The 23,313-nt window shown below is 69.8% G+C and carries 27 protein-coding genes; 10 read left to right on the top strand and 17 right to left on the bottom strand.

Features of this window, described 5'->3' with window-relative positions; all coding sequences use genetic code 11:
- Window positions 1–9: 9 nt before the first annotated feature.
- Genes mshA through EHW97_RS01770 form a run of 4 tightly spaced genes read left to right on the top strand, consistent with a single transcriptional unit; the run spans window position 10 to window position 3,098 of the window.
- Window positions 10–1,269, top strand: coding sequence for a D-inositol-3-phosphate glycosyltransferase (gene mshA, locus EHW97_RS01755; protein ID WP_341770275.1), 1,260 nt, complete (start codon window positions 10–12; stop codon window positions 1,267–1,269).
- The gene (locus tag EHW97_RS01760; RefSeq protein ID WP_124235455.1) at window positions 1,266–1,766 is read left to right on the top strand and encodes a type III secretion system chaperone family protein; all 501 of its coding nucleotides are present in this window, start codon (window positions 1,266–1,268) and stop codon (window positions 1,764–1,766) included. The genes mshA and EHW97_RS01760 overlap by 4 nt, the downstream gene beginning before the upstream one ends.
- Complete coding sequence (locus EHW97_RS01765) at window positions 1,763–2,338, top strand: DsbA family oxidoreductase (RefSeq protein ID WP_124235456.1); 576 nt, start codon at window positions 1,763–1,765, stop codon at window positions 2,336–2,338. Before EHW97_RS01760 ends, EHW97_RS01765 begins: the two co-directional genes overlap by 4 nt.
- A 16-nt stretch (window positions 2,339–2,354) precedes the next feature.
- The gene (locus tag EHW97_RS01770; protein ID WP_124235457.1) at window positions 2,355–3,098 is read left to right on the top strand and encodes a phosphoglyceromutase; all 744 of its coding nucleotides are present in this window, start codon (window positions 2,355–2,357) and stop codon (window positions 3,096–3,098) included.
- A gap of 209 nt (window positions 3,099–3,307) precedes the next feature.
- Here EHW97_RS01770 and EHW97_RS01775 read toward each other — a convergent pair whose 3' ends face one another.
- Together EHW97_RS01775 and EHW97_RS01780 are read right to left on the bottom strand one after the other, a co-directional pair.
- Window positions 3,308–3,988, bottom strand: coding sequence for a response regulator transcription factor (locus EHW97_RS01775; protein ID WP_124235458.1), 681 nt, complete (start codon window positions 3,986–3,988; stop codon window positions 3,308–3,310).
- Window positions 3,985–5,121, bottom strand: coding sequence for a sensor histidine kinase (locus EHW97_RS01780; RefSeq protein ID WP_124235459.1), 1,137 nt, complete (start codon window positions 5,119–5,121; stop codon window positions 3,985–3,987). Before EHW97_RS01780 ends, EHW97_RS01775 begins: the two co-directional genes overlap by 4 nt.
- Before the next feature lie 133 nt (window positions 5,122–5,254).
- Here EHW97_RS01780 and phoU point away from each other — a divergent pair, with 133 nt between their 5' ends.
- A complete protein-coding gene (gene phoU / locus EHW97_RS01785) occupies window positions 5,255–5,905 on the top strand; it encodes a phosphate signaling complex protein PhoU (RefSeq protein ID WP_124235460.1) in 651 nt (216 codons plus the stop codon).
- 63 nt (window positions 5,906–5,968) lie between these two features.
- On the opposite strand, the gene EHW97_RS01790 is transcribed toward phoU, so the two are convergent.
- Window positions 5,969–6,562, bottom strand: a complete 594-nt coding sequence (locus EHW97_RS01790) for a hypothetical protein (protein WP_124235461.1) — start codon at window positions 6,560–6,562, stop codon at window positions 5,969–5,971.
- A gap of 99 nt (window positions 6,563–6,661) precedes the next feature.
- Between EHW97_RS01790 and EHW97_RS01795 the strand changes: the two genes are divergently transcribed.
- Window positions 6,662–7,147, top strand: a complete 486-nt coding sequence (locus tag EHW97_RS01795) for a CarD family transcriptional regulator (protein WP_121795165.1) — start codon at window positions 6,662–6,664, stop codon at window positions 7,145–7,147.
- Between the two features lie 150 nt (window positions 7,148–7,297).
- On the opposite strand, the gene ispF is transcribed toward EHW97_RS01795, so the two are convergent.
- Window positions 7,298–7,774 carry a 2-C-methyl-D-erythritol 2,4-cyclodiphosphate synthase gene (gene ispF / locus EHW97_RS01800; protein WP_124235462.1) on the bottom strand — a complete coding sequence of 159 codons (477 nt, stop codon included), beginning with the start codon at window positions 7,772–7,774 and terminating at the stop codon, window positions 7,298–7,300.
- Between the two features lie 39 nt (window positions 7,775–7,813).
- On the opposite strand from ispF, the gene cysS reads away from it, so the two are divergent.
- Window positions 7,814–9,229 (top strand): cysteine--tRNA ligase, encoded by a 1,416-nt coding sequence (gene cysS / locus EHW97_RS01805; RefSeq protein WP_124235463.1) that lies wholly within the window; start codon window positions 7,814–7,816, stop codon window positions 9,227–9,229.
- Entirely contained in the window at window positions 9,229–10,176 is a 948-nt protein-coding gene (gene rlmB / locus EHW97_RS01810) for a 23S rRNA (guanosine(2251)-2'-O)-methyltransferase RlmB (RefSeq protein ID WP_124235464.1), read from the top strand. The genes cysS and rlmB overlap by 1 nt, the downstream gene beginning before the upstream one ends.
- 220 nt (window positions 10,177–10,396) lie before the next feature.
- On the opposite strand, the gene EHW97_RS01815 is transcribed toward rlmB, so the two are convergent.
- The 8 genes from EHW97_RS01815 to EHW97_RS01850 all read right to left on the bottom strand — a co-directional run bounded on the left by EHW97_RS01815 (window position 10,397) and on the right by EHW97_RS01850 (window position 17,981).
- Entirely contained in the window at window positions 10,397–10,825 is a 429-nt protein-coding gene (locus tag EHW97_RS01815) for a PepSY domain-containing protein (RefSeq protein ID WP_124235465.1), read from the bottom strand.
- 86 nt (window positions 10,826–10,911) lie between these two features.
- Window positions 10,912–12,198: a sensor histidine kinase gene (locus EHW97_RS01820; protein WP_208001823.1), complete on the bottom strand. Its 1,287-nt coding sequence runs from the start codon at window positions 12,196–12,198 to the stop codon at window positions 10,912–10,914.
- A 2-nt stretch (window positions 12,199–12,200) separates the two neighbouring features.
- Entirely contained in the window at window positions 12,201–12,878 is a 678-nt protein-coding gene (locus EHW97_RS01825) for a response regulator transcription factor (RefSeq protein WP_124235467.1), read from the bottom strand.
- Between the two features lie 107 nt (window positions 12,879–12,985).
- The gene (pstB, locus tag EHW97_RS01830; RefSeq protein WP_124235468.1) at window positions 12,986–13,765 is read right to left on the bottom strand and encodes a phosphate ABC transporter ATP-binding protein PstB; all 780 of its coding nucleotides are present in this window, start codon (window positions 13,763–13,765) and stop codon (window positions 12,986–12,988) included.
- A gap of 5 nt (window positions 13,766–13,770) precedes the next feature.
- The gene (gene pstA, locus EHW97_RS01835) at window positions 13,771–14,850 is read right to left on the bottom strand and encodes a phosphate ABC transporter permease PstA (protein ID WP_243696261.1); all 1,080 of its coding nucleotides are present in this window, start codon (window positions 14,848–14,850) and stop codon (window positions 13,771–13,773) included.
- Window positions 14,850–15,794 (bottom strand): phosphate ABC transporter permease subunit PstC, encoded by a 945-nt coding sequence (gene pstC, locus EHW97_RS01840; protein WP_208001824.1) that lies wholly within the window; start codon window positions 15,792–15,794, stop codon window positions 14,850–14,852. Before pstC ends, pstA begins: the two co-directional genes overlap by 1 nt.
- Before the next feature lie 97 nt (window positions 15,795–15,891).
- Window positions 15,892–16,983 carry a phosphate ABC transporter substrate-binding protein PstS gene (gene pstS / locus EHW97_RS01845; protein WP_243696262.1) on the bottom strand — a complete coding sequence of 364 codons (1,092 nt, stop codon included), beginning with the start codon at window positions 16,981–16,983 and terminating at the stop codon, window positions 15,892–15,894.
- A 128-nt stretch (window positions 16,984–17,111) separates the two neighbouring features.
- A complete protein-coding gene (locus EHW97_RS01850) occupies window positions 17,112–17,981 on the bottom strand; it encodes an NUDIX hydrolase (protein ID WP_124235469.1) in 870 nt (289 codons plus the stop codon).
- 52 nt (window positions 17,982–18,033) lie between these two features.
- Here EHW97_RS01850 and EHW97_RS01855 point away from each other — a divergent pair, with 52 nt between their 5' ends.
- On the top strand, window positions 18,034–18,894 hold the full coding sequence (locus tag EHW97_RS01855) for a hypothetical protein (protein WP_124235470.1): 861 nt from the start codon (window positions 18,034–18,036) through the stop codon (window positions 18,892–18,894).
- Between the two features lie 120 nt (window positions 18,895–19,014).
- Here EHW97_RS01855 and EHW97_RS01860 read toward each other — a convergent pair whose 3' ends face one another.
- Window positions 19,015–19,575, bottom strand: coding sequence for a DinB family protein (locus tag EHW97_RS01860; protein ID WP_124235471.1), 561 nt, complete (start codon window positions 19,573–19,575; stop codon window positions 19,015–19,017).
- Window positions 19,576–19,660: 85 nt separating this feature from the next.
- Here EHW97_RS01860 and EHW97_RS01865 point away from each other — a divergent pair, with 85 nt between their 5' ends.
- On the top strand, window positions 19,661–20,176 hold the full coding sequence (locus EHW97_RS01865) for a hypothetical protein (RefSeq protein WP_124235472.1): 516 nt from the start codon (window positions 19,661–19,663) through the stop codon (window positions 20,174–20,176).
- A 78-nt stretch (window positions 20,177–20,254) separates the two neighbouring features.
- Here the strand turns inward: EHW97_RS01865 and EHW97_RS01870 are convergent, their stop codons facing one another.
- Genes EHW97_RS01870 through EHW97_RS01880 form a run of 4 tightly spaced genes read right to left on the bottom strand, consistent with a single transcriptional unit; the run spans window position 20,255 to window position 23,284 of the window.
- Entirely contained in the window at window positions 20,255–20,968 is a 714-nt protein-coding gene (locus EHW97_RS01870; RefSeq protein WP_124235473.1) for a MerR family transcriptional regulator, read from the bottom strand.
- Window positions 20,955–21,392: an MFS transporter gene (locus tag EHW97_RS15450; protein ID WP_208001844.1), complete on the bottom strand. Its 438-nt coding sequence runs from the start codon at window positions 21,390–21,392 to the stop codon at window positions 20,955–20,957. Before EHW97_RS15450 ends, EHW97_RS01870 begins: the two co-directional genes overlap by 14 nt.
- Window positions 21,386–22,195 (bottom strand): MFS transporter, encoded by an 810-nt coding sequence (locus EHW97_RS01875; protein ID WP_208001825.1) that lies wholly within the window; start codon window positions 22,193–22,195, stop codon window positions 21,386–21,388. The genes EHW97_RS15450 and EHW97_RS01875 overlap by 7 nt, the downstream gene beginning before the upstream one ends.
- Window positions 22,196–22,228: 33 nt before the next feature.
- Window positions 22,229–23,284 carry an alpha-hydroxy acid oxidase gene (locus tag EHW97_RS01880; RefSeq protein WP_208001826.1) on the bottom strand — a complete coding sequence of 352 codons (1,056 nt, stop codon included), beginning with the start codon at window positions 23,282–23,284 and terminating at the stop codon, window positions 22,229–22,231.
- Window positions 23,285–23,313 lie beyond the last annotated feature (29 nt).

The following is a 23,313-nucleotide window of genomic DNA, read 5'->3' on the forward strand; positions in this document are numbered from 1 at the left end:
AATGCCTAGGTGGACATCAGCCGTATCGCCATGCTCTCGGCGCACACGTCGCCACTCGAGCAACCCGGCAACGGCGACGCGGGCGGCATGAACGTCTACATCCTGGAGCTGTCGCGGCGGCTGGCGGGCCGCGGGATCGAGGTCGAGATCTTCACTCGCGCGACGTCCCGCCACCTGCCTCCTGTCGTGGACGCCGAGCCGGGAATCCGCGTCCACCACGTGGCCGCCGGCCCTTTCGACGGCCTCGAGAAGAACGACCTTCCCGCCCAGCTGTGCTCCTTCGTGCGCGACGTGCTGCGTGCCGAGGTCGAGCACGGACCGGGGTACTTCGACCTCGTCCACTCCCACTACTGGCTCTCCGGCCAGGTCGGCACCGTCGTCCGCGACCGATGGGGGGTGCCGCTCGTCCACTCGATGCACACCATGGCCAAGGTCAAGAACGCTGCCCTCGCTGACGGTGACACGCCCGAACCGCTCGGACGGGTCTGGGGCGAGGAGGAGATCGTGCGCTTCGCCGACCGTCTCATCGCCAACACCGACGAGGAGCGCCGCGAGCTCATCGAGCTCTACGGCGCTGACGGCGGCCGTGTCGACATCGTCCACCCGGGCGTCGACCTCGACGTCTTCCACCCGCACGACCGCGGCGAGGCCCGCCGCCGTCTCGGTATCGCGCCGACGACTCCGCTCGTGGTGTTCGCCGGCCGCATCCAACCGCTCAAGGCGCCTGACATCGTCCTCAAGGCCGTGGCCAGCCTGCGCCGCCGTCATCCGGCGCTCGGTGTGGAGGTCGCCGTCGTCGGGGGAGCGTCCGGCAGCGGGCTCGCCCGTCCCGACGAACTGCAGCAGTTGGCGGCGGAGCTCGACATCCGCGACGCCGTCCACTTCGTCCCGACGGTGTCGCAGGCCGAACTCGCGCAGTGGTACTCGGCCGCCTCGGCGGTGTGCGTGCCGTCGTACAACGAGTCGTTCGGACTCGTGGCGATCGAGGCGCAGGCCTGCGGCACGCCGGTCGTCGCCGCGCGCGTCGGCGGACTGACCACGGCCGTGGCCGACGGCGTCACCGGCACCCTCGTCGACGGCCACGATCCGCGCGACTACGCCGACGCGCTGTTCACCTACCTCACCGACGGGCAGTTGCGCTCCGACGTCGGGCGGAAAGCCGTCGCCCACGCGGAGATGTTCAGTTGGGACGCGACGGCCGACCGTACGATCGCCAGTTATGAGGCCGCAGTCCGTCAACGCCACGAGGAACTGAGGAGCACGCCATGAGCGCCGTCCACGACACCATCGTCGCCGCTCTCGACGCGGCCGAGCTCGAGTACGTGCGCCACGGCGAGGACGTCTTCGAGGTCGACCTTCCCGGCGAGCGCAAGCTCAAGACCACGTGCCGGCTCGACGTCGGGCGTCACGCGCTGGGGGTGCACGCCTTCGTCGCGCGCCGCCCTGACGAGAACCACGAAGCCGTCTACCGCTGGTTGCTCGAACGCAACTTCAAGCTGTTCGGCGTGGCCTTCGCCGTCGACGCCGTCGGCGACATCTACCTCGACGGACGTCTGCCGCTGCACGCCGTGACCGAGGACGAGATCGACCGGGTCCTCGGTGCCGTCCTCACGTACGCCGACGAGTCCTTCAACACGATCCTCGAACTGGGCTTCGCCAGCTCGATCCGTAAGGAATGGGCGTGGCGGGAGGCGCGAGGTGAGTCCACCCGCAACCTCGAGGCGTTCAAGCACCTGCGCCCCCGCGACGACGAACCGACGGCATGAAGGCGACCGTCTTCGTCGACGTCGTCGACGCGTGGTCGTACGTGGGGTCCGTGCGTTTCGAGCGGGCCGCCGCGATGTACACGATCCTCACCGGCGAACCGGTCGAGATCGGCTACCGCGCCTGCCGCGTCCCCGGGGCCCCCACGGCCGAGGAGGTCGTGGCCGCCGCGCGGATCAGCGCCATCGAGCTCAACGTCGAGGAGATCGTGCCCGCCGACTCCACCGACGCCTGGCGATTGCTGACCTGGGCGATGGAGTCCGGCGAGGCGGTGCAGCGCGAACTGCTGCACCAGCTGTGGCGCGCCCACTTCCTCGAGGGCGCCGACATCAGCGACTCCTTCGTCCTCGCGAGCCGCGCGGCCCTCGCCGGGCTCGACCTGGAGGCCGCGGACGGGCTGCTGGCGAGCAACGAGTACGCCGAGGACGTGGAGCGGCAGCGCGACACGGCCGCGCATCTGGGCGTCGACACCACGCCCTTCATCGTCGTCAACGCCTCACGGACCATCGCCGGCGGTCACTCGCAGGACGACTACCTCCAGGCGCTCCACCGCATCGCTCACGGCGTCGACTGATCGCTACGCTGGGCCCATGAGCACACTCGTCCTGCTGCGCCACGGTCACAGCGAATGGAACGCGAAGAACCTGTTCACCGGATGGGTCGACGTCGACCTGAACGAGCAGGGCGTCGCGGAGGCCATGCGCGCCCCCGAGCTGCTCCGCGAGGCCGGCATCCTGCCGGACGTCTCGCACACCTCGGTGCTGCGGCGGGCCATCCGCACCGCCCAGATCACGCTCGACGGCATCGACCGCCACTGGATCCCGGTCAAGCGGTCGTGGCGGCTCAACGAACGCCACTACGGAGCACTGCAGGGCAAGGACAAGAAGGCCACGCTCGAGGAGTTCGGCGAGGAGCAGTTCATGACGTGGCGCCGCTCCTACGCGACCCCGCCGCCGCCGATCGCCGACGACGACGAGTTCAGCCAGGCTGGCGACGCGCGCTACGCATCGCTGCCGTCGGAGCTGCTTCCGCGGACTGAGGCGCTCGCGCACGTGCTCGTGCGGCTGCTGCCGTACTGGTACGACGAGATCATCCCGGACCTGCGCGCCGGCAAGACGGTGCTCGTGACAGCCCACGGCAACTCGCTGCGCGCCCTCGTCAAGCACCTCGACGGACTGTCCGAGGAGGCCGTCGTCGGCCTCAACATCCCGACCGGCATCCCGCTCGTCTACGAACTCGACGACGACATGAAGCCGATCGAGAAGGGCGGCCGTTACCTCGACCCCGAGGCGGCCGAAGCCGCCATCGCCGCCGTCGCCAACCAAGGCCGCTGACCCGGCCCCTTCCGCGTCGTAGGTGGTCGAGTAGGCCGGAGCGCTAGCGGAGTGCCGTATCGAGACCACGTTGCGTCGACTGGTCTCGCTCCGTGTCGGCTACGCCCTCCTTGCCACGGCTCCATTGCGGCTCGTTCCGGTTCCTGAGTAGCCGCGAGGAACGAGCGGCGTATCGAAGGGCGCCGGTACTCGACCACCGACACCTCAGGTCAGGTGCCGTACTTGTAACCGAGGCCTCGGACCGTGGTGAGGGTGACAGGATGCGCGGGGTCGGGTTCGATCTTGGCGCGCAGCCGCTTGACGTGGACGTCGAGCGTCTTGGTGTCACCGACGTAGTCAGCGCCCCACACGCGATCGATGAGCTGCCCGCGGGTCAGCACTCGACCGGGGTTACGCAGGAAGAACTCGAGCAGTTCGAACTCCTTGAGCGGGAACCGCACCTCCTCGCCGTCCACCGTGACGATGTGGCGGTCGACGTCCATGCGGACCGAGCCGACCTGCAGCGTGGGGCTCTCCTCGACCTCCTCCACGCCGCCGCGGCGCAGCACGGCGCGGATGCGCGCCACGAGTTCACGTGGCGAGTACGGCTTGGTGACGTAGTCGTCGGCACCCAGCTCGAGGCCGACGACCTTGTCGACCTCGGTGTCCTTGGCGCTCACCATGATGATCGGGACGGCCGACGTCTGACGGATCGTGCGGCACACTTCGGTGCCGGGGATGCCCGGCAGCATGAGATCGAGCAGGACGATGTCGGCGCCACCGCGTTCGAACGCCTCCAGCGCGTCCGGTCCGGTCTCGGCGACGGCGACGTCGAAGCCCTCCTTGCGCAGCACATACGACAGCGCTTCGCTGTAGGAAGCCTCGTCCTCGACGATCAGAACCTTGGTCACAGTTGCTCCTCATCGAGCGTTACGGCTGGCAGCACCAGCGTGAACGACGAACCGAGGCCGGGTTCGCTCCAGACCTCGACGGTGCCGCCGTTGCTGGCGGCGACGTGCTTGACGATGGACAGCCCCAATCCGGTGCCACCCGTGGAACGCGCTCGGGCCGGGTCGACCCGGTAGAAGCGTTCGAAGATGCGCTCCAACTCGGTATCGGGGATGCCGATACCGGTGTCGGAGACGGTGATGCGGACGTCCTCCTCGTCGCGCGTGGCGATGACGGACACCTTGCCGCCCGCGTCGCTGTACGTGACGGCGTTCTCGACGAGGTTGCTCACCGCGGAGTGCAGCTGGGCGCGGTCGCCGTGGACGATCAGGTCGGGCTCCACCTCGGTGGCGATCTCGATGTCCTTGCCCTCCGCCTCGGTCGCCGAGTGCTCGGCCGCCTCTGCAACGAGCTCGGAGACCTTGACCGCCGAGGCGTCCTCGCTGGCGGTGTCGTTCTGGAGGCGCGAGAGGTCGATGATCTGTTGGACGAGGCGGGTGAGCCGCTCGCTCTCGGCTTGCATCCGCTGAGAGAAGCGAGTGACCGCCTCGGGGTCGTCCTTCGCCTCGCCGACAGCCTCGGCGAGCAGGTTCAGCGCGCCGATGGGGGTCTTCAACTCGTGGCTCACGTTGGCCACGAAATCGCGGCGGATGGTCTCGACCTGCCGCTCGCGGGTGCGGTCGTGGATCAGAACGAGCTGCAGGCGGCTCGTCAACGGGGCGACGCGCGCGTGCACGTGGATCGGCGGGCGGCGACGCTGACGGATCGTCAGGTCGGCCTCGCGGACCTGGCCGTCGCGGCGGACCTGATGACTGAGCTCGGTCAGCTCCGGCGGCGCGATCTCCCCGTCCCTCACGATGCCGAGCGCGATCGCCGGTGCGGAGGCCTGCACGACCGCGTCGGTGTCGTCGATGAGGACGGCCGAGGAGGAGAGCACGGCGAGGACGTCCTTGACGCCCGGAGGGACCAGCGGCGGTTCCTCGACCGCGGGCACGGACTCCTGGCGGCGTTCGCTCAGACTCCACACCCAGGCGAGCGCGGCGCCGAACACGACGCCGAGCATCCCCACGATGACATAGCTCGCGCTGACCTCCACATGCTCGATCGTAGGGCGCTGTTCACCCAGGATCCGCATCCAGGACCGGCCCGCGCCCACAGTTTCGGTTGTCGTTCACGCGGCGTTCATCATGGGTCGCCGAGCGTTCACCCGCGCGGCGTAGTCTCGCCGCATGCGAGACCAGTACTACGAGCAACTCGACCGCATCGTCGACGACCTCGTCACGTTGACCACGACCGTCCGGCGCTCGGTCGCCGACTCCACGACGGCGCTCCTGCACGCTGACACGACCATCGCGGAGAAGGTCATCGACGCCGGACGTGACATCGACGCGTCGATCGACGAAGTGGAGGAGCGCGCGCTCGTTGTCCTCGCCACGCAGCAGCCTGTCGCCACCGACCTTCGTCAGATCGTCGCCGCGCTGCGCATGCTGGCGGACCTGCAGCGCATGAACGCGCTCGCCGTGCACGTGAGCAAGGTGGCGCGCCGCCGCGTTCCCGAGTCGGCGGTGCCGCTGACGATCCAGCCCACCATCCGCTCGATGGCCTCGGTCGCCGACTCGATGATCGAGAAGGCCGCCCGGATCGTCGGCAACCGCGACCTGACGGCCGCCGCGGCCCTCGAGGTCGAAGACGACGAGATGGACCGCCTGCGCGCCGACCTCTTCCGCGTCCTGCTCGACGGCTCCTGGGAGCACGGCATGGAGGCCGCCATCGACCTCGCGCTGCTCGGCCGCTACTACGAGCGCCTGGGTGACCACGCGGTCAACATGGCCCGCCGGGTCGTGTTCCTCGTGACGGGCGAGCTGCCGGTCACGAACTGACCTCACCGAACGACGAAGGGGGCTGCCATCGGCAGCCCCCTTCGTCGTGGTCGTGGTGGTGCGTCACTGCTCGGTGTCGAGGTTCGACTCTCCCTCCACACCGAAGTCCGGATCGACCTCGGCACCGGTCTCGCCGGTGACGTCGCCCGGGGCCTCCGGCGTCGAGGGCGACTCGGCCACGGAGGCGTACATGTCCTCGCGCGGCTCGACAGGCACCCGCAGGCTCACCTGGTCGCCGGAGGCGAGGTTGAGCGTCATGGTGACGTAGTAGCCGGCGCGCACGTCGGGGCTCTCGACGAAGATCTCGCCGGACTCGCCGACCGGCACGAGGACCTCGGCGGGCAGGCGCAACGGCGCGCTGAGGGTGGCCTCGACGGACTGACCCTCGCCGGGCGTGATCTCGATGGACTCGATGGTCTGCTCGTCCTCGCCGCGCGCGAGCAGGGCGCCGGAGAACGTGGCGGTGCCGTCGCCGTTGTCGACGAAGAGCCCGTTGTAGACCTGCACGGACTTGTCCAGGTCGCGGACGTTGGTCCCGATGCCCGGCTGGTACTGCTTGTTCGTCTGCGCGTTGAAGCTGGTGCCGCACGCGGACAGCACGAACGGAGCGGTGGCGACCAGGGCAGTGGCGGCGAGGCGGCGTCGTCGAAGGCTCACGATGGCATCGTATCGGAGGGCGTTCCGCCCGGGGGAAATGGCCGGGAACTGGCTCGCATTCCCGTGTTATCCTAGTCACCTAGGAAAGGTGTAATGTCTATGACTTTCACTGTCGGCGAAACCGTTGTGTACCCGAATCACGGCGCTGCAGTCATCGAAGACATCGAAACGCGAACGATCAAGGGGGAGATCCGCGAATACCTGGTTCTGAGGATCGTGGCCCAGAACGACCTCGTCGTGCGTGTCCCGGCGTGCAACGTCGACCTCGTCGGCGTCCGTGACGTGGTCGACGAAGCCGGTCTGGAGCGGGTGTTCTCGGTGCTGCGGGCCGAGCACGTCGAGGAACCCACCAACTGGTCGCGTCGGTACAAGGCGAACCTCGAGAAGCTGCACTCCGGCGACGTCCTCAAGGTGGCCGAGGTCGTGCGCGACCTCTGGCGCCGCGATCACGATCGCGGACTGTCCGCCGGTGAGAAGCGCATGCTCTCCAAGGCACGTCAGATCCTCGTCTCCGAGCTCGCGCTCGCGGAGAACACCAACGAGGACAAGGCCGAGACCCGTCTCGACGAGGTCCTCGCGTCCTGAGTTCGATCAGCCGACGGCGCCGTTCCCTCCGGGGAGCGGCGCCGTCGTCGTTGTGGGGCGGTGAGCCTGCGTCCGTTGGTGAGCGGTGCCGGTGCGCTAGCGTCCGAAGAGGAGACGCAAAAGGACGCATACCCACCGCCGCGGGTGGTGTCAGCCGAACAGCATGGCCACCGCGACGGCCGCCACGCCTTCGCCGCGTCCGGTGAGCCCCAGTCCGTCGGTCGTGGTGCCGGATACCGCGACCGGCGCGCCGATCGCCTCGCCGAGGACGCGCTGCGCCTCCTCACGGCGCGCACCGATCCGCGGGCGGTTGCCGATCACCTGCACGCTGACGTTGCCGATCGTGAAACCGGCCTCGCGAACACGCCGCGCGGTCTCGGTGAGGAACGTGTGGCCCGACGCCCCGGCGAACTCCGGGGCGGCCGTGCCGAAGTGCTGGCCGATGTCGCCGAGCGCCGCCGCGGAGAGCAGCGCGTCGACCATCGCGTGTGCGGCCGCGTCGCCGTCGGAGTGCCCCTCCAGTCCGAGTTCCTCCTCCGGCCAGTGCAGTCCGGCGAGCCACAGCTCGCGGCCGGCGACGAGCCGGTGGACGTCAGTGCCGAGTCCGACACGTGGAACGAGCGCCATGCCCGAAACCCTAATGGCCCGCGCCGATAGGGTTGACCTGTGACGCTGCATCTCTACGACTCCGCGACCCGGCGGATCACGCCGCTCGACCCGGTGGTGCCGGGTCGCGTCGGGATCTACCACTGCGGGCTCACGGTGCAGGGTCCGCCGCACATCGGCCACATCCGCAAGGAGGTCGTGTTCGACGTCCTGCGTCGGTGGCTCGAGCGCGCCGGGTACGAGGTGCGGATCATCGCCAACGTCACCGACATCGACGACAAGATCCTCGCCAAGGGCGCGGAGACCGGTGAACCCTGGTTCGCGGTCGCCTATCGCAACGAGCGCGCCCTGCACGCCGCATACGAGGTGCTGGGCTGCCAGCCGCCGACGTACGAGCCCCGCGCGACCGGGCACGTGCCCGAGATGATCGAGATGATCGCGACGCTGATCGAGCGCGGCCACGCCTACCCGGCGGAGGACGGCTCCGGCGACGTCTACTTCGACGTGCGCTCCTGGCCTGCGTACGGCGAACTGTCCAACCAGTCCGTCGACGACATGCAGGCCGCCCCCGACGCGCCGCTGGAGGGCAAGCGCGACCCGCGCGACTTCGCGCTGTGGAAGGGACACAAGGAGGGCGAACCCGAGTCGGCCTCGTGGCCCACCCCGTGGGGTCGCGGCCGTCCGGGTTGGCACCTCGAATGCTCGGCGATGGCGGCGAAGTACCTCGGTCCGGAGTTCGACATCCACGGCGGCGGTCTCGATCTGCGGTTCCCGCACCACGAGAACGAACTCGCCCAGTCGCGAGCCGCCGGCCAACCGTTCGCGCGCATCTGGATGCACAACGCGATGCTCAACCTCGGCAACGCCAAGATGAGCAAGAGCGTCGGCAACACCCTCATGGTCAGCGAGGTCGTCAAGCGCGTCCCGCCCATCGCGTTGCGGTACTACCTGGCGGCAGCGCACTATCGCTCGATCATCGAGTACAGCGAAGAGGCGCTGGTCGAAGCGGCCACCGCTTTCTCACGGATCGAGGGGTTCGTGCGGCGGGCCGCCGAGCTCGTCGGCCCCTGCGACGACGGCAAGATCCCGGACGCCTTCGCCGCCGCGATGGACGACGACCTTTCCGTCCCCGCTGCGCTTGCCGTGCTGCAGGAGACCGTCGCCGAGGGCAACAAGCTGCTCGGCGCGGGGGAGACGTCCGGCCTCGCGACGGCGCTCGGTGCCGTGCGGGCGATGCTCGACGTGCTCGGTCTGGACCCGCTCGACCCGATGTGGGCGTCCTCGAGCACCAACACCGCTGCGGAGGACTCGCTCGCGGTCCTCGTGCAGCGTCTCATCGATCAGCGAGCCGAGGCGCGCGGTGCGAAGGACTTCGCCGCCGCCGACCGAATTCGTGACCAACTGGCTGCAGCAGGCGTCGAGGTGGAGGACACTCCGCAGGGCGCCCGCTGGAGCCTCAAGGAGGGAGAGCGCTGATGCCAGGCAACAGCCAGCGTCGAGGCGCCATCAAGAAGTCAGGCAAGGGCAACCCGACCGCCGGATCCGGTGGTCGACGTCGCCGCAGCCTGGAAGGCAAGGGGCCGACGCCGCGTGCGGAGGAACGCCCCAACCACAAGAAGTACAAGATGGTGCGGGCCGTCGAGAAGCGGCAGCAGAGCAAGCCGCGGCGCAAGCCGAGCGACGGCGGCGCCGAGTGGGTGGCCGGCCGTAACTCGGTCGTCGAACTGCTCCGGGCCAACGTCCCGGTCAACGGGGTCTACGTCGCCGAGGGGACCGAGCGCGACGAACGTCTGCGGGAGATCTTCCGGCTCGCCGCCGAGCAGCACATCGCGCTGCTGGAGATCGGCCGCCCAGAGCTCGATCGCCTGACCGGCGGCGCTGTGCACCAGGGCATCGCCGCCAAGCTCGACGCGTACGAGTACGCCCATCCCGACGACCTCCTGGAGCGCGCCGAGGAACTCGGCGAGCCGCCGCTCATCGTGATGCTCGACGGGATCACCGATCCGCGCAATCTCGGCGCCATCGTCCGGTCGGCCTCCGGTTTCGGGGCACACGGCGTGGTGATCCCGGAGCGCCGCGCCGCACAGATGACCGCGGCGGCCTGGAAGACCTCGGCGGGTGCCGCGGCGCGGGTGCCGGTGGCGCGGGCCACCAACCTCACCCGCCAGCTCAAGGCCTACCAGGAAGCCGGCCTCATGGTCGTCGGTCTCGCCGCCGACGGCGACGTGGAACTGCCGGCGCTCGACCTCGCCGACGGCCCGCTCGTCGTCGTGGTCGGCAGCGAGGGCAAGGGGCTGTCCCGCCTCGTGAGCGAGACCTGCGACCAGCTCGTCAGCATCCCCATGTCGAGCGACCTCGAGTCACTCAACGCCGGTGTCGCGACGGGCGTCGCCCTCTACGCCATCGCCCGCGCCCGCGGCTGAGACCACGTTCCGGTCTGTGGTCTCGATACGCCGCTCGTTCCGGATCCTGAGTAGCCGCGAGGAACGAGCGGCGTATCGAAGGGCGCCGCTACTCGACTACCTAGGGCCGGAGGCGGCTCGTTGCGGATCCTGAGTAGCCGCGAGGAACGAGCGGCGTATCGAAGGGCGCCGCTACTCGACCACCTAGGGCCGGGGCGGGTCGTTCCTCGCGCGACGGGGATCAGTCGTCGGTGTCATGGTCGACGTCGACGACCGCGAAGTCCTTGTCGAGGTCGATGTCGTACTCGCTGCCGTCGTCCATCGTGACCTCGACCTCGTACTCGTGACGGTCGTCGTCATCGCTCTTCTCCGCGTCGGTCACACGGCCGCCACCGGTGTGGGCGAGGGCGGCGTCCGCGGCGCGCTGGAGCGTCTCGCCGGTCAGGTCGTCGCGATCGTCGTCGTCATCGCGCAGATCGATGCGCCCGGCGTCGCCGCCACGGTCATCAGCGCGCCCGTCGGCATCGGCCACCCTGCTCGGCGACGGCGAGGAGGTCGAGCGGGTGATCTCGGGAACGTCGTCGCGGTCGTCGGTCGAGGCGAGGGCGTATCCGGCTCCTCCGGCGAGGAGAACGGCAGCGGCTCCGGCGGCGATGATGGTCTTCTTCATGGCACTCAACTCCTGGGTCGGTCGGTCAGTGGTACCACTCTCGTCCGCGGCCGCTGAACGTCGCCTGAAGCTTGCTGAACGCGCTTTCAGGCAGGGAACCGCAGGCTGAAACGGGCGCCGCCGAGCGCGCTGTCATCCACGGACACGTCGCCGCCGTGTGCCCGCACGACCTCGGCGACGATGGCGAGGCCGAGGCCACTGCCGCCGGCGTCGCGGGCCCGCCCCTCATCGAGCCGTACGAACCGCTCGAAGACTCGCTCGCGGTCCCTCACATCGATGCCGTCGCCGTCGTCCTCCACGATGACGAGGACACCTCCCGGCTCCTCGCGCACGGAGAACGCCACGGTGCTGCGCGCGTGCCGGGCTGCGTTGTCGGCCAGGTTGCGGAACACCTGGCCGAGCAGCCGCAGATCGCCCTGGACGCGGGCTGGGGCGATGGCGGAGCCGTCGATGGTCAGAGCCGTGGAGGACCGCAGACGCCCGGCCTCCGCGATCGCGAGATCGTCCAGGTCGATGGGTTCGCGGCGCAGCGCGAGCCCATGCTCGTCGGAGCGGGCGAGGACGAGCATCGCCGACACGAGACCTTGAAGCCGCTCGGTCTCGGCGATGACCGTGGTCGGCAGGTCGAGGTCGCGATCGGGGTACCGCTGTGCGACCTCCGCGTGCTGGTGCATCGCGGCGATGGGGGAGCGCAGCTCGTGGGACGCGTCGGAGATGAACCGGCGCTGTTGCTCCGAGGACGCCTCGAGCCGGTCCAGCATGGCGTTCATCGTGCGAGCGAGGCGGCCGAGCTCGTCGCGCCCCGGCGGCACCGGGACGCGACGGCTGAGGTCGGCGGCGTCGATCTGCTCGACCTCGGCGCGCATGCGATCGACGGGACGCAGCGCGCGGCTCACGGTCAGCCACGTCACACCGGCGACGAGCACGAGCAGCACCGGCACGGCCATCCACAGCAGACGCCGGGTGGTGGCCACGGATTCATCGACTTCGTCCAGTGGGACTCCGAGGGCGAGGACGCCGTTCTCGGTGGAGGTGGTGACGACCACGTACCGCTCGTCCTCGACGCCGATCACCCGCTGGTCGCGGTCGGGTGAGGTGATCGGACCCAGCCCCGTCGCGCCGGCATTGCTGGCCAGGACGGTCCCGTCGGAGGCGAGGAGCTGGGCGAGGTCCTCGTCGTCGACCCCGACGAGCAGGCCGTCGTCGTCATCGAGGTCGCGAGCCATCGCGGAGGCCGACCGTTCCGCGGCGTCGGCGGTCGACGCGATGAGCGACCGTTCCAAGGACCAGGTGAAGAGCAGCGCGCCGAGGGCCAGGACCACGGCGACGATGAGCGTGGCGCCGATCGTGATGCGGGCGCGAAGGGAGGACACGCTCACCCTCCGTTCGCGGCGAGCCGGTACCCGGCCCCGCGAATGGTCTCGATCGCGCCACGCTCGAATGGCCGGTCCACCTTGTTGCGCAGGTGGCGCACGTAGACCTCGACGATGTTCGGGTCGCCGTCGAAGTCGAAGTCCCACACGTTGCCGAGGATGTCGGTCTTGGACACGACCTCGCCCTTGCGGCGCAACAGGTACTCGAGGACGGCGAACTCGCGGGAGGTCAACTCGATGGGCGCGTCGCCCCGGTGCACGGCGCGAGTGGACGGGTCGAGCGTGAGGTCACCGGCGGTGAGCGTGGCCGGCCGGGCCCCCCGACCGCGCCGGATGAGTGCGCGGACGCGCGCGAGGAGGACGTCGAACGAGAACGGCTTGGTGAGGTAGTCGTCCGCCCCGGTGTCGAGCGCCTCGATCTGATCCCAGTCGCCGTCCTTCGCCGTGAGCATGAGGATCGGCGACCACACCTCGTGGTGCCGCAGCGCCTCGCAGACCTTGTAGCCGTTCATGCCCGGCAGCATGATGTCGAGGACGATGACGTCGTAGGAGTTCTCGCGGCCGAGCCAGAGCCCGTCGGTGCCCGTGTGGGCGACGTCGACCGCGAACCCCTCAGCCTCGAATCCTGCCTTGAGTCCGCTCGCGAGCCGGACTTCGTCCTCGACGACGAGAATGCGCACGACCCGATCCTGACAGAAGCTCGCTGAAGCGCCGCTGAAAACAGCGATGCGTCATACGTTCCGAGGCGCAGAGGCCCCGAGACGTATGACGCATCGAGGGTGGTCGATCAGCCGAAACGGCCCTGGATGTAGGCCTCCGTGGCGGGGTCCTCCGGGTTGGAGAACATCTTCTCCGTCGGACCGTGCTCGATGAGGCGACCCGGCTGTCCCACACCGGCGAGGTTGAAGAACGCGGTCGTGTCGGACACGCGTGCCGCCTGCTGCATGTTGTGGGTCACGATGACGATCGTGTAGTCCTTCTTGAGCTCGTGGATGAGATCCTCGATGACGCTCGTCGAGATCGGGTCGAGCGCCGAGCAGGGCTCGTCCATGAGCAGGACCTCGGGCTGCGTCGCGATCGCCCGCGCGATGCACAGTCGCTGCTGCTGGCCGCCGGACAGGCCGGAACCGGGACGGTCCAGGCGATCCTTGACCTCGTTCCACAGGCCGGCGCTGCGCAGCGACCGCTCGACGATGTCGTCGGCCTCGGACTTCTTCATGCGCTTGCTGTTGAGCTTCTGCCCGGCCAGCACGTTCTCGGCGATCGACATCGTCGGGAACGGGTTGGGGCGCTGGAAGACCATGCCGATCATGCGCCGGACGTTCACCGGGTCCATGTCGTCGGCGTAGAGGTCCTGGCCGTCGACGAGGACCTTGCCGTCGACGCGGGCTCCGCGGATGACCTCGTGCATGCGGTTGAGGGACCGCAGGAAGGTGGACTTGCCGCAGCCGGACGGGCCGATGAACGCGGTCACCGAGCGGGCGGCGACGGGGATCGTCACCCCCTCGACGGCGAGGAAGTCGCCGTAGTAGATGTTCAGATCGCTGACGTCGATGCTCTTGGCCATTGGATTTACCGCTCTCCCTTGGGGCTGAAGAAGTACGAGACGAGTCGGGCTGCGAGGTTCAGCAGCATCACGATGATGAGCAGCACGAGGGCCGCTCCCCAGGCTCGTTCGATGCTGGGTCCGGGCGGGACGCCCGGAGTGATGATCGAGAAGTAGGTGAACACCGGCAGCGTGGCCATGCGTCCGTCGAACAGGTTGAAGTTCACCGAGTCGGTCAGACCGGCGATGATGAGCAGCGGCGCCGTCTCGCCGATGACGCGGGCCACGGCCAGCGTCACGCCGGTCACGATGCCGGCCAGGGCGGTCGGCAGGACGACCTTGACGATCGTGCGCCACTTGGGCACGCCCAGCGCGTAGGAGGCCTCGCGCAGCTCGTTCGGCACGAGCTTCAGCATCTCCTCGCAGGAGCGCACCACGACCGGGATCATCAGCACCGAAAGCGCGACCGCGCCGCCGATGCCCATGCGCACGCCCGGACCGAAGAAGATCACGAACAGGGCGTAGGCGAACAGGCCGGCGACGATCGACGGGATGCCGGTCATGACGTCGACGAGGAACCGGATCCATCGCGCGAGGCGCTTCCCCTCGCCGTACTCGATGAGGTAGATCGCCGTGAACAGGCCGATCGGGACCGAGATCGCCGCCGCGGCCGCGGTGATGAGCAGCGTGCCCATGAGGGCGTGGTAGATGCCGCCGCCCTCGCCGACGATGTTGCGCATCGAATATGTGAAGAACTCGCTGCCGAGCACCGGCGCTCCGCGGGAGACGACCGTGGTGAGGATGCTGCCGAGCGGGAACAAGGCGATGACGAACGCGGTCGTGACCAGCAGTGTCACGAACCGGTCGGTGGCCTTGCGCCGGCCCTCGACGATCATCGACCACAGCGGGATCACGGCGGCGACGAGCCAGGCGACGAACACGAGCCAGAAGCCGACCGGGCCGAACACGCCGACGAGGGCGAGCGCGACGGCGGCGGCCCCGAACGCCTTCGGCGCCCAGGTCGGCAGGCTCCGGCCGCGCAGGCTCTGGGCGATCTCCGGCGAGGGCGTCGGGGAGCTGGTGGGGGACTGCATGGTGGAGGTCATCAGTTCGCTCCCGAGAAGTCCTTGCGGCGCTCGACGATGGCGCGCGCGGCGAAGTTGACGAGGAAGGTGAGGAGGAACAGGACGAGACCGGACGCGATGAGCGCGTTGACGGTCAGGCCGGTCGCCTCGTTGAACGTCAGGGCGATGTTCGCCGCGATCGTCGAGGGGTTCGTGGAGCTGATCAGGTTGACGGTGATGACGCCGCTCGCCGACAGCACCATCGCCACCGCCATCGTCTCGCCCAGCGCGCGGCCGAGACCGAGCATCGAGGCCGAGATGATGCCGGAGCGGGCGTACGGGAAGATCGCGAGCTTGGCCATCTCCCACCGGGTGGCGCCGAGTGCGAGGGCGGCTTCTTCGTGCAGTCGGGGAGTCTGCAGGAAGATCTCGCGACACAGCGCCGTGATGACCGGCAGGACCATGACGGCGAGCACGATCGACGCGGTGAGGATCGTGCGGCCCGTCGCCGAAGCGGGCCCGGCGAACAGCGGGATGAACCCCAGGGTGCGCTCCAGCCAGCCGTAGACCGGGACCAGCGCGGTCGCCAGGAAGCTGATGCCCCAGACGCCGTAGACGACGCTCGGGACGGCGGCCAGCAGGTCGATGACGTAACCGAGCGTCGCGGCGAGGCGGCGGGGGGCGTAGTGCGAGATGTAGAGCGCGACGCCGATGGCCACCGGGATGGCCATCGCCAGGGCCAGCACGGCCGCCAGCAGCGTGCCGAAGACCAGCGGGACGACGTAGTCGATGAACGTCGTGCCGTGCTTGACCTCGTCGGGCGAGGCGAGGACGCCGGGGATGCCCTCGACGGTCAGGAACAGCGCAACGCCCGCAAGCGTCGCCAGGATCGTCAACGCCGCGGCGACGGAGGTGCCGCGGAAGATCCGGTCACCCGGTCGGGTGGGCGTCGACCGCTTGCGGGCGGTGGACTGGATCGAGGTCACAGTGGAGCCTTTCGAACGTGGCGGTGGTTCTGGGCGAGAAACCCATGACCCCGGCGAAGGGTGACACCCTTCGCCGGGATCATGATGTGCCTCTTGATCAGCTGATCGTGTCGATGGCGGCCTGCACCTTCTCGCGGAAGTCGTCCGAGAGCGGCGCCGAACCGGCACTCTCCGCGGCGGCCTGCTGGCCGTCCTCGCTCACCACGTAGGTCAGCCAGGCCTTGACCAGCTCGGCCTCGGCCGAGTCCTCGTAGGTCTGGCAGGCGATCTGGTAGGACGCGAGGACGATCGGGTAGACGCCGGACTCGGTCGTCGTGCGGTCGATGTGCAGCGCGATGTCGGTCTCGGCGCGGCCCTCGACCTGCTCGGCGGTGTCGAGGACGCGCGCCGCGGCCTCCTCGGTCGGCGCGACGTACTCCTCGCCGACCTTGACCGCGACCTTGCCGAGGTCGCCGGCCTGGCTGGCGTCGGCGTAACCGATGGTGCCCTCGCCGGACTCGACGGCCGCCACGACGCCCGAGGTGCCGTTGGCGGCCTCGCCGCCCTGGATCGGCCAGGTCTCGACGGCACCGGCGGTCCAGCTGCCCTCCGAGGTGGCTTCGAGGTACTCGGTGAAGTTCTCGGTCGTACCCGAGTCGTCCGAGCGGTGGACGGGCGTGATCGGGCTGTCGGGCAGCTCGGCGTCCGGGTTGTCCTCGGCGATGGCCGGGTCGTTCCAGGTGGTGATGGTGCCCTCGAAGATGGCGCCGATGGTCTGGGGGGAGAGCTGGAGGTCCTCGACGCCGGGGAGGTTGTAGATCACGGCGATGGGGCTCACGTACACGGGGATCGAGACGACATCGCTGTCGTTGCAGCGCTCCTTCGCCTGCGTCAGCTCGTCGTCGTCGAGGTACGCGTCCGAGCCGGCGAACGACGTGCCGCCCTCGAGGAACTGCTCGCGGCCGCCGCCGGAACCGATCGGGTCGTAGTTGACCGTGACGTCGGAGTTGGCGGTCTGGAAGCCCTGCTGCCACGCGGACACGGCGGCCTGCTGGGAGCTGGCGCCCGCACCGTTGAGCGTGCCGGACAGGTCGCTGCTGCTCTCGCCGCCGTCGCCGGCTTCGTTCTCAGCACCGCAGGCGGACAGGCCGAACACGAGCGCGGCGCCGGCGCCGAGCGCCGCGGCCTTGCGCATGGACTTGCGATTCACGTGGATTCCCTCTCTGGGTCTTTACGACAGGTGCCAGGTCAGCCTGACGTCGTCGACGCTAAAGAGGGCAGGTGTATCGAAGGCCGAAGCTCGGTGAACGGAAAGTGAACGATCGCGAAACGTCCACGTCACCAGCGTTCCAACGCCAGCACTGTGCCTTTGCGATGGTGAACGACGGCGGCCTCACCGGGTTCCAGCCCGGGGTCGTCGAGGTCGAGAGCGGCGAACAGGTCCGGGAAGGTCGGCCGGTGCGAGCACAGCAGCACGGCCTTGTGCTCGAGCGCCTCCCGCACCACGTCGCGGACCGCCTTGGGACGCGCGTCCTCGGTCAGGTCCTCATCCAGGTGTACCTCTCGCCGGTGCGCCGAGGCGAAGGGAGCGACGGTCTGCCGACACCGCAGCGCGGGTGAGGAGACGACGCGCCGGATCCCGAAGGCGGCGAGCGTGGGGACGATCAGCTCGGCCTCGCGGAGTCCGCGCGTGCTCAACGGCCGGTCGAGATCGTCGGGCCCGTCGAACTCCTCGCGAGGCTCGGCCGTCGCGTGCCGCAGCAGCACGAGTGTGCGGGTGCGATGGGCGCCGGTGGCGACGAGGTCCTCGAGCTGGTCGAGCAGGGCGATGTCGTGGTCGTAGGTGAGACGCTTGCGCGCCGCCCGCAGGCCGAGCCACGCGGTCTTGTCGATCTCCTTGCTCGGCGTGAACTCCGGCTCGCCGCGCGGGCGGGCGAGCCAGTAGGAGACCTCTTTGACTCCGCCGCGCACGCGGTACGTGACCGTGGGAAGCGGACGACCGAGCCGCACCGTCAGCCCAGACTCCTCGTGGATCTCCCGGCTCGCGGTCACGGGCGGCAGTTCACCGGCCTCCGCCTTGCCTTTGGGGTACGTCCAGTCGTCGTAGCGCGGTCGGTGCACGAGGAGGACCTCGATGCCGTCCTTCGACGACGAGGCCTTGCGCCATACGACGCCGCCGGCGGCAGGAGTGACCTTGGTCGTCGCCATGGTGAGTATTGTCCATGCTCAAGGTGTCGACGCCACCACGGAAGGGTGTGAGATGCGGCCCAGGACGGCGATCCTCGCGCTGGCAGCGCTGAGCGCCCTGCTCTCGGGCTGCGGAGCGTCCGCCGTCGAACGCGGCCCCGTCGCCGCCGCCCTCTCGGCCGCGCCGGGCGACGCGCACGAGGCGAGTTTCACGGACTGGTCGAACGTGGCCGAGGGCGATCTCGCCGCTGCGGTCCGCGAAGGGCTCCGCGAGGACGCGCTCACCCGCTCGAGCATCGCTCCCCAGGCGCTCGTGTGGGAGCAGGCGTTCGGCTTCTCCCCGCAAGCCTTGGACTGGGAACTCACCGCCCGCAGCGAGGCGGGAGCGGTGCTCGCCGTCGGCTGGTCCGACGAGCTCACGGTCGCTCAGGTCGAGGACGGTCTGGAACAGGCCGGGTACGAGCGCGACGGAGACCGCTGGGAACTCGCAGCCGAGAGCGCGCTACCCGCCGCGTTGTCGGGGGCGATGGCGGTCGTGGAGCTCGATGCCGGTCGGCGCACGCTCGTGGCGGCGGACTCGGTTCGGACGTTCACCGACGATTCACTGCTCGATCGCCGAGGAGTCGCCGAGGTCGCGCGAGCGCTCGGCGGAACCCCGCGGAGCGCACTGTTCCAGGACGGCCCGGCGACGTGCGCATCCGGTGGCGTGTCCGGCCGCGGAACCCAGATCGAGGAGCAGGGGGCGGAAGCGGCTCGACGGGCCGGGGGGGGCTGGTCGAGCCGGTGTGGTCCGTGCGGGCGGTCGACGGCGAGAGCTTCAGTTTCGCGGCGGCCTTCGCCAGCCCGGCGACGGCGGCCGATCAGGCGGGGGTGCGCGCACGACTCTCGACCGGCCCCTTCATCGGACGTTCCGGTCGAGTCGAGGACGTGGTGACCCTGACGCGCAGGGCGGCGAGCGAGACGGTGGCGATGTTGTCGTTCACGCGCGAGCCGACGGGGTCGTCGCTGATGAGCACGACGGGGCCGCTTCTGCTCGCCGGGTGCTGACACCAGCTCACTGCCCGACGCGACCGTCGATGCACTCGCGCAGCAGGTCGGCGTGGCCGCAGTGCCGGGCGTACTCCTCGATTCGGTGCACCAGGAGCTCCCGCACCGCGATCTGATCCTTGCCGAGGCGTTCGCCGAGATCGGTGTGCGCGGCGAGAACGGCGTCCGTGGCAGCCTGCTCGCGGTCGAGGTCGGCGAACGCCCGCTCGACCTCCTCGGCGTCGCCGCGGACCTCGAAGTCCCCGCCGCGCCCGCCGTACAGCGGCGGTTCGGGATCGCCGTCGGTGATCCAGTTGCGCCAGTCCCGTTCGACCTCCGCGAGGTGACGGACGAGACCGAGCAGTGACAGCGTCGAGGGCGGCACCGACCGGCGGGCGAGCTGCTCGGGTTCGAGGCCCTCGCACTTCATGCGCAGGGTGAGGCGGTAGTTGGTGAGGAAGTCGTCCAGCGTCGCCAGCTCGCCGTCTGGCGTTCCGCCGTCGCTCGTGCGGGGATCGTCGTCCGGGTCCGCCCACATGTCGGGGTAGACCGTCGCCTGGCTCCACCGCTGAGGGAGGGATTCGCTCATGGAGTCATCCTCGCGCGGGAGGGCATCGACCGCCAGGGCCTTCGTCGGCGATGATGGGGCGACGGAGTTCGAGAGGGAGGGCCGCATGACCCACGGCCAGGGTGCGACGGGCGTGGCCAGGCTGCTGACGCTCGCGGCCTCGGGTTGCTTCACCGGAGGCATGTTGTCCGGAGTCGGCTCGGCACTCCTCGCGGTCGTCTTCGTCCTCGACGGCGCGTGGGCGCCCGGGTCCGTCACGCTGCTGGCGGGCCTCGGATTCTCGATCATCCACCACGTGCTGGGCCTGAGCGGCATGTTCACGGCCGACGAACACGCCAAGCAGTGGGGCGACGCGACCGCGGCGGGGCGAGCTCGGCCCTCGCTGCTGCAGTGGGCGCTCCTGTTGCTCGGGAGCATCGTGCTGCTCATCGGGGTGGTGCTGCCGCTCGCCGGTACCGCCGCGGGCCTGGCCGTTGCGCTGCAGGGCGAGACGTGGTGGTCGGTGGCGTTCGCAACCGGCGGCATTCCGTGCGGGACGTTGGCGGTGCTGCTCGGGTTCGCGCTCGTGGGTGCCGTGGAGGATCGCCGCCTCGCGCTCGCCCGGGCTGGTTCCACGATGTGAAATCGCGATCTCGCGCGGGAGCGCAGGGTCGACCGGCGCTTTCGCCGCCCGGCTCAGTCCGACTGACTCAGCTTGACCTCACCCCAAGCGGGCCGCCACCCGATCGAGGACCGCGACCTGCGCCGCGTTGTGGTGGCTTCGCAGGTATCCGTCGAGGAGCGCGCGCGACCGGCGCTCGTCGACGAGGCCGAGGTCGAGCGGCGGATCGAGGACCGCGATCTGCTCGACGAATTGCGCCGCGACCGCCTCGATCTCCGCGTCGCTGCTGTCCGGCGCGAGCGCGCTGAACCGCCGGACCAGCGCGTCGCTGGAGGCGATCATCTCCGGGCTCGTCGCGCGGTCGTAGTACGCGACGAGACGGGCGCGCGTCGGGTCGTCGGTGAGGTGGGCCAGCAGCACGGATAGGTCCCGCTCACTGCGGGGATCCTCGAGCCGGGAGCTGACGCGTCCGACGTCGGGCGGGAGATCAGGGGCGAGCCGCTCACGACGGATCTGCGCGACCAGCTCGCGTTGAGCGACGAGTTCGGCGATCCGACTCTCGAGTTCGCGGTCGAGTTCGTCGAGCAGTGCGTCGGGCGCGGCATCGCCGTCGAGGATCTCGGCCATCCGGTCGAGCGGGATGCCGAGGGACGCGAGGCGCCGGATCCGCAGCACGCGGAAGAGGTCGCGCACGTCGTACTCGCGGTAGCCGTTGCTGCGACGCGGTGGCTCGGGCAGGACGCCGACCTGGTGATAGTGGCGCAAGGTCCGGACCGTCACGCCCGCGACGGCGGCGAGTTCAGCGCTGCGCATCGACCACCTCCGGGACGTCCTCGACCGGGCCAAGACTACGCAGCGCCGGCGCGAGCGCCGCGAGGAGAGCGGCGACCAGCCACACCGCGACCAGCGCCAGACCAGCGAAGGCGTTGCCGCCGTGATGAGCTGCGTACGCCGCAGCGACGATCCCGAGCGGTGCTGCCGCCGTCATGATGGCGTTCTGCGTGCCGAGCACACGGCCGCGCATGTGCTCGGGGATGCGCTCGAGCATCAGGACGCCGAGCAGACTTCCGAGCGCGCCTGAGGCCACGCCCATGGCGACGGCTCCGGAGAAGATGGCCCACATCGGCGGAAGGGCACCGACCACCCCGAACCCGGCCGCGGTTCCGGCGAGAACCACCAGGAACCAGGCGCGCCGCGACCCTCGCCGACCGAGCACGGCGAAGAGCACTCCTACCACGAGGGAACCGGCAGCGATCGCGCTGAGGATGAAACCGAGCCGTCCGGGGTGCCGATCTCGGTGAAGTGCACCGGGAGCACGAGGGACTGCATCGCGGCCAGCACGGCGACGAGCACCGTGTTCATCGCCGTCGTGGTGAGCAGGAAAGGACTCGTACGGAACAACAACGTCCAGCCCTCGCGCAACTGGGACCAGGACGTGCCGGGTTCCGCGCCGTGCTCCTCGCGACGGATGGTGCCGACGGAACGCGGCAGCAGCAGCGTCGCGAGCGCGGCGGCGAGGGAGGTGGCGGCGGTGACCCACAGGACGGTCGCGCCGTCGAAGGCCGCCATGAGACCGCCCGCGGCGGCGGGACCGAGAATGACGGCGAGGGCTCCGGTGCTCTCGCGAAGCCCGACCAGCCGCTCGGCCTCCATGGCGCCGTGACGGACGATCGCGGGCACGAGCGCCTCGCGCGCGGTCATCCCGGGGACGTCGCCGAGCGAGCCGATGAGACCGAACAGCGCGAACCATCCGACGTTCACGTCCGTGACGAGGTCGACGAGCGGCAGCGCCGCGATCGATGCACCCGAGATGAGGTCGGTCAGCACCGAGGAGAAACGGCGGTCGATGCGGTCGATGATGACGCCCATGAGGACGCCGGCCACCACCGCCGGAAGGGCCGTGGCCGCGGCCACCGCGCCGGCACCGAGGACACTGCCCGTGGTCTGCAAGACGATGAGCGGCAACGCGACCGCAGCGATGGCGTTGCCGAGGAGGGACAGGAAGTAGGAGCCGAGGTAGGCGACGGAAACGAGGTTCACGGCTCCAGCAGAAACCGTGACGTTACGTCGGGGTCAAGCCCACGGCGCCGTCAGAATGTGATCGCGGCTCAGCTCATCGGGGGTGCGGCACCCGAGCAGCGCGAGCGTCGAGTCGAACTCGTCGACGAGATCACTCAGCACGCGCTCGACGCCCTCCGCCCCGCCGCGGGCGAGGCCCCAGAGCGCGTGGCGACCGACGAGCACGCCGTTCGCTCCGAGCGCGATCGCCTTGGCGACATCCCAACCGCGTCGCACGCCGCCGTCCACGAGGACGTCGGCGCGCCCGTCGACGGCGTCGATCACCGGAGCCAGCGCGTCGGCTCCCGACACCACGGTGTCGAGCTGCCGGCCGCCGTGGTTGGACACGACGAGCCCAGCGGCGCCGGCCTGGACCGCGAGTTCGGCGTCGGCCGGGTGCAGGATGCCCTTGAGCACGACGGGAAGCGCGCTCGCCTCGGCGAAGACGGCGATGTCGTCCCACGTCAAGTCCGGGTCATGCCGGGTGTGGCGCACGTCGGGTGACAGGTTCTCACCGTGGTTCAGGAACGTGGGATGCGTCGCGGTGAAACCGGACGCGATCTCGCGGTCACGCCGTCCGCCGAGCGGGAAGTCCACGGTGATGACGAGCGCTTCGTAACCGCCTTCGCGCGCGGCCTCGACGATCTCGAACGACAGCGCGCGGTCGCGGAAGACGTAGAGCTGCATCCACCGCGCGGTCTCGCCCATCGCACGCGCCACGTCCGCCGGTGCCGTCGTCGTCTGCGAGGAGAGGATCATCGGCGTGCCGGTGGCGGCGGCTCCTCGGGCCATGGCCAGCTCTCCCTCGTCGTGCGCGTGGCGCTGATAGGCCATCGGGGCCACGAGGACCGGATGGCGGCGGCGTTCGCCGAGCAGGGTCACCGCGGTGTCGCGCTCGCCCACGCCACGCAGAACCCGAGGAGCCAGGGCGATACGGTTCCACGCGGCGTGGTTGTCGCGCAGCGTGATCTCCGCCCCCGCGCCGCCGGCGAAGTAGTCGTGGGCGGCACGCCCGATCCGATCACGCACCTCGCGCTCGAGGGCGTCCTCGACGTCCCGTTCGTGCTCCACCGCCACTCCTCACCGTCGGTCCGGACGTG

Source organism: Aeromicrobium camelliae, from assembly GCF_003850045.1.
GTDB classification, from domain to species: domain Bacteria; phylum Actinomycetota; class Actinomycetes; order Propionibacteriales; family Nocardioidaceae; genus Aeromicrobium; species Aeromicrobium camelliae.